General features: G+C 41.6%; 4 protein-coding genes. 3 read left to right on the forward strand and 1 reads right to left on the reverse strand.

All coding sequences use genetic code 11. The features are described 5' to 3' along the window. Positions 1-295: 295 nt before the first annotated feature. Together GX654_14685 and GX654_14690 are read left to right on the forward strand one after the other, a co-directional pair. Positions 296-673 carry a BlaI/MecI/CopY family transcriptional regulator gene (locus GX654_14685; protein NLD38110.1) on the forward strand — a complete coding sequence of 126 codons (378 nt, stop codon included), beginning with the start codon at positions 296-298 and terminating at the stop codon, positions 671-673. Next, positions 674-2,773, forward strand: coding sequence for a TonB family protein (locus GX654_14690; protein ID NLD38111.1), 2,100 nt, complete (start codon positions 674-676; stop codon positions 2,771-2,773). 63 nt (positions 2,774-2,836) lie between these two features. Here GX654_14690 and GX654_14695 read toward each other — a convergent pair whose 3' ends face one another. Continuing rightward, on the reverse strand, positions 2,837-4,069 hold the full coding sequence (locus GX654_14695; protein ID NLD38112.1) for a DEAD/DEAH box helicase: 1,233 nt from the start codon (positions 4,067-4,069) through the stop codon (positions 2,837-2,839). A gap of 312 nt (positions 4,070-4,381) precedes the next feature. Between GX654_14695 and GX654_14700 the strand changes: the two genes are divergently transcribed. After that, a complete protein-coding gene (locus GX654_14700; protein NLD38113.1) occupies positions 4,382-5,185 on the forward strand; it encodes a DUF169 domain-containing protein in 804 nt (267 codons plus the stop codon). Positions 5,186-5,501: the final 316 nt, after the last annotated feature.

Genomic DNA, 5,501 nt, shown 5'->3' on the forward strand with positions numbered 1-5,501 from the left:
GATTCTTTTGTGTTACTATCCTTCTGGATCACTTGGGTCTTGTTCATTTGGTATCCTCCTTTTTAATGGGTTAAAAAGAAAATTATATCAAATGGCTTCCAAGTGATCCACATAGTATCTACGATATTACCGACCTTTTCCAATAATATGACCTCAATAACAGCTTACTAAATATATTCCCATTAATTCCAATATGTTATCCTCATAATAAAATTATTTATAATTTTCCTGTTGACACAGATCACAATTGTGATATCTTAAATCACAATTGTGATCCACTAATAAAGGAGGAGCTATGAGTAACATACCAAAGATTTCAGAGGCAGAATGGGCAGTAATGAAGGCTATATGGAATGAAAACCCGATAACCTCAAACAGGGTGATTGAGGTTGTATCCGAATCAACAAACTGGCAGCCAAAGACCATCAGGACTCTTTTAAACCGGTTAGTCAGCAAGGGGGCGGTCGGCCATGACGGTAAGGGAAGAGAGTACAAGTTTTTTCCACTTATTGAGGAATCAGTTGTCGCAAAGGCGGAAAGCAGCTCCTTCTTAAGCAGGGTTTTTGGCGGGGCATTAAAGCCAGCGCTCGCCGCAATGGTGGAAAGTGAAAATTTAACAAAGGAAGATATAGAAGAGCTGAAACGTATCCTCGATAATAAACAGGGGGAATAAATGGAAACAATACTAAAGGCATTACCAGCCTTTTTTTCATGGTTCATAGATTACACAATAGACATAAGCATTTTTATATGCCTTATATTTGTTTTAAAATCTATAATCGCTAAACGCCTCCCTGCGTGGTGGCACTATGGCCTGTGGCTGGTGCTCATTATCCGCATGATTATACCCCTGAAATATGAGAAAAGCAGCGTACTCCCTGAATTTTTATCAATAAAATTACCTGAATTTGACCTCATGGATACAATGCTTCTTGGTAAAGACGATATGATATCGGGTATTATTGAGAACACCTCTTCCAGCTTTAACTGGGCGTGGCTTGATCTCTCATTTAATGAGGTCATGCTTTATGCCTGGCTTATCGGGGCACTTTCCATAGGCCTTTTTATCCTTATTAAAAATTTAAGATTCTGGATCACTATAAAACAAAAACCCATGCTGGTTGATAAAGATATCCTTGACCTCTTAGAAGAATGCAAGATTACCATGCAGATCAACACTGTGATCGGGATTATCATCACAGATGCAGTTAAGAGCCCTGCCCTGTTCGGTTACCTGAGGCCAAGGCTGCTATTACCTCAGGGTGTGTTAGAAAAACTAACACGGTCAGAGCTTACCTATGTGTTTATGCATGAGCTTGGCCACCTTAAGCGCCATGATATTGGTGTGTCATGGGTTATTACTATGCTTCAGGTCTTTCACTGGTTCAATCCGCTTGTATGGTTTGCATTTTACCAGATGAGGATAGACCAGGAATCGGCCTGTGATGCATCAGTGCTGGCAAGAATAAGGAACAATCAGACAAAGGATTATGCAGGCACTATTATCGGTTTTCTTGAAAGGTTCTGCCAGAACCAGCAGCTACCGGCAATGGCAGGTATTATAGAAAATAAATCTCAAATAAAAAGGAGAATTGCCATGATAGTAAGCTACAAGAAAAACACAAAAAGGATTAAGGCGTTAGCCATTGTCATGCTTTTAGTAACAGGGTTTATCTTTTACACCATAACAGGTTTTGCACAGGAGGGGCTCGATAATAAAACTCCACTCCCTGAAGATGCAAAAAAGGCAATGGTTGAGGCACAGAAGCTTTTTGAAAACAAGGAAGTTGAAAATGCCAGGAATGTGCTTCAGGATTATATGGATACAACCCATGATACTATCCCTGCGGATGCTTATCTTATGCTCGGGTATTACTGGTATAACGATAAGAAATTGGATGAGGCATTAAAAGTTTTTAAAGAAGGTTATGAAGCATACCCTGACAACAACGATCTAATGTCTTATTATGGTTCAACTCTTTATGAAATGGGAGAATTTGCAGAGGCAGCCCCGTTGCTTGAGAAGAGGTATGAAGAAAGCGAATCAAAGGATATAAGGATGCTTGAGGCAGCAGCAGGTGCTTATTATCAATTAAAAAGCTATGATGATACCATAAGGGTTGTTAAAGAGATGATAGATTCACAGTATGACCCAAAACCTGAATGGATTAACATGCTTATTGGAATATACCAGGAACAAGAAGAATACAACAGGGCAATAGAGGTGATAGAAACATACATGGCTATATCCGGCGCACCAAAGGAAACGTGGTTAAAACAAATTATCGCATGTTATTATGCACAGCAAAATTATGAAAAGATGTATGAATACAATGATAAACTGGTGAAAATAACAGGAACCCAGGATCCAACGCTCTCAGCGCTTATTAAAAAAACTCAACCTGAAATTAAAGCTGAAAATACTCCACCATTTGTATCAACCTTTTCATTATCTGCTGGTGAACCGGTTTATAGAATAGATGAAATTGACACACCGCCGAAGCCTATTGAAATGTTTCCTCCACAATACCCCATTGAAGCTAAAGAGAAGAAGATAGAGGGAAAGGTTGTTTTGAGATTTATTGTCGGCATAGATGGCATTGCACATGAGCCACAGGTAGAAAATGCAGAACCGGAAGGAGTTTTTGAAGAGGTGGCACTTGAAGCTGTTGCCAAATATAAGTTTACACCTGCAAAAAAGAATGGTGAGGATGTTAACTGCTTTGTTAAAATGCCAATGGCATTTAAACTTGGTGAAAAACTGATAGAATAACATTTAGTTTGACGGCTTCCATAACTCTCTGTTTATGGAAGCCGCTAAACCTTTAAATGATCGTTAACTGAATATCTTTGCTGCCGGTCTTCTTTTGTTATAACTATTTTTTGATTCGGGGAATCTCCTCTGCGGAGCAACCCTTGCAATAGATGGCCTTTTTTGATCAGGCGCTGGTGAACCATAATTAAAGGTAGCTATGGTGCGCTGCTCTACCTCAGAACCAATCAAACGATTTATAGCCTTCACCATATTTTTGTCTTCGCTGGTAGCAAGGGTAAATGCCTCGCCGCTGCATTCAGCCCTGCCGGTACGACCTATGCGGTGTATGTATGCCTCGGGGGTTGCAGGGATATCATAGTTAATCACATGAGATATTCGTGAAACATCAATACCGCGTGCTGCAATATCAGTAGCCACCAGTATCTGGAATTCACCGCTCTTAAAGCCATCAAGGGCTGCCTGACGCCTTGACTGTGAAAGGTTTCCCTGAATAGAGGCTGAGCTGTACCCGGCAGCAGCCAATTTCTTTTCAAGGCTTTTTGCGCGATGCTTTGTCCGGGTAAAAACAAGAACAGACCCTGCATCACTGGTTTCAAGTAGTTCCAGTAAAAGGTCTGTCTTCAGGTGCTGGGCAACCGGGTATATGGCATGGCTCACGGTTTCAGCAGGGGCAGTAACCCCGGCCTGCACTGTTGATGGATTCTTGAGTATATCGCGTGCAAGCTGCTTTATTTCCGGCGGCATTGTAGCAGAAAAAAGCAGTGTCTGGCGCGTCTTTGGAAGATGGTTTAAAATCCGCCTGATGTTTGGGAGAAAGCCCATATCAAACATCTGGTCAGCCTCATCAATTACAAGCACCTCCACCTTTGTAAGGTTTACAGTGTTACGTTCAATATGGTCTATAAGCCTGCCGGGGCATGCCACAACAATATCGGCAGACCTTAGTTTCTGTATCTGGGGGTTAATACCAACGCCGCCATAAACAGTTGTGCTTTTTATTTGTGTCTTCCTGCCAAAAATTTCAAATGACTGATGAATCTGTTCAGCCAGTTCGCGTGTCGGGGCGATTACAAGGGCGCGTACATGGCCCTGTTTACCATTAATAAGCCGGTTAAGTATTGGCAGCGCAAATGCCGCTGTCTTACCTGTTCCGGTCTGTGCAAGGCCCATTATATCATGCCCCTCTTTTACCTTTGGGATTGCCATTGTCTGAATAGGGGTCGGAACCTCATAACCAGCGGATGTGATGTTTGCCTCAATGGATGGATGAAAACTAAATGTGTCAAAATTCAATATATACCTTCTTTCGTTATTTACCCCGCCATGTGCGGGAAACAGGACAAATCTTTGCGTTCTAAATACAGCGGATTGCCTTTTTAAAAACCCTCCTGTATGCTGAGGGCCGGATTATTCCGGATCGATGAACAGTGTTAGACATTATCCGGATCAAAAAAAAGCCCCGGAGTAATTCCGGGGCTAATGTGATTTTTTATTTAATTACAACCAAGAACACTGTTAATTGGCAGATATCATATGAATAATCAGGAGTAAGGTCAAGTTAATAATCTTTTATTATTGCCAGTTCTCTTAAAAGGGGGAGAATATATGCCGGAAACAAGAAAAAACAAAAGATATGGTGAATCCCTGGAGCAGTTGCTGGGTCTTAAGACATCCCCGTTAGCAGTGAAAATGGTTGTAAAAAAGAAGGACATCCCCAAACATGCCTTGAGACCAAAAAAAAATCAGGGAAAACATTATGCGCAATGCCAGGCATTTTCCCTTGCAAGGAGAGATAAACTCACAGTGGCAATGCTACTTGAAGACAGCTTTTGCCCAGGGCCGGTACTAGCCTACGGGTTTGTGCCGCCACCGGAAGCCCATGCCCATGATGCAGGAATAAACTATGAAGGGTTTGAATATGGCAGATACATAGGGATACTTACTGCACCTTTAAAGAGCGCATCCTTTGAACCGGACCTGATAATGATCTATGCAGATACAAACCAGCTAAGGAGCATGCTGCTTTCAATCGATGAAAAGGAAAGAGCTGGCATTAAATCCAGCTTCTTCCCATTCTCATGCGCATGGGCTGTAACATCACCTATTATCCACAATGCATACTGGATCACGCTCCCTGACCCTGGTGAATATGTCAGGGCCTTAACGCAGGCAGGTGAAATGATCTTTTCAATCCCAGCGCCTAAAATTGGAAGGTTCATGAAGGGCCTGAAGAAGTTTTTTAAAGAATCCATGTTTGCAAATGAACAGATGATGATGTTATCTGACTTTCCACAGCCTGAGATATATAAAAAGATATTTAAGGCATGGAATTCCGGGCAACAGGTTAATAAAAGAAATAACACAACATTAACCACTAAACACACGAAAGCCACGAAAAATAAAGGGTAAATTTTCTCAAGTCTAAGGACAGCATTACCTGGCTAAGACCTCTTTTATGGTGCTTTACCTGACAGCCTATAGCCTAAAATGCTTCCCTGGCCCGTCATAAACTTGGCGACGACGGCAGCCTATTTCCCCCTTTCCCCTTTCATATTTTAGCCTTGAGCTTTCAGCTCTTTTCTCCTTGCTTTCCCTAACAGTCTAAAGCCTGCTATGATAAAAATCAACAAATTAGCACAGACTTTCTTATTTTTAAAAATTAAATATTCATATTCCCTCTGATGCTGATGCCAAGGACGCTTTGCTAGAGTCCCCGGCCGAAAGA

The sequence above is a fragment of the Desulfatiglans sp. genome (assembly GCA_012513605.1).
Classification (GTDB): Bacteria; Desulfobacterota; DSM-4660; order Desulfatiglandales; family HGW-15; genus JAAZBV01.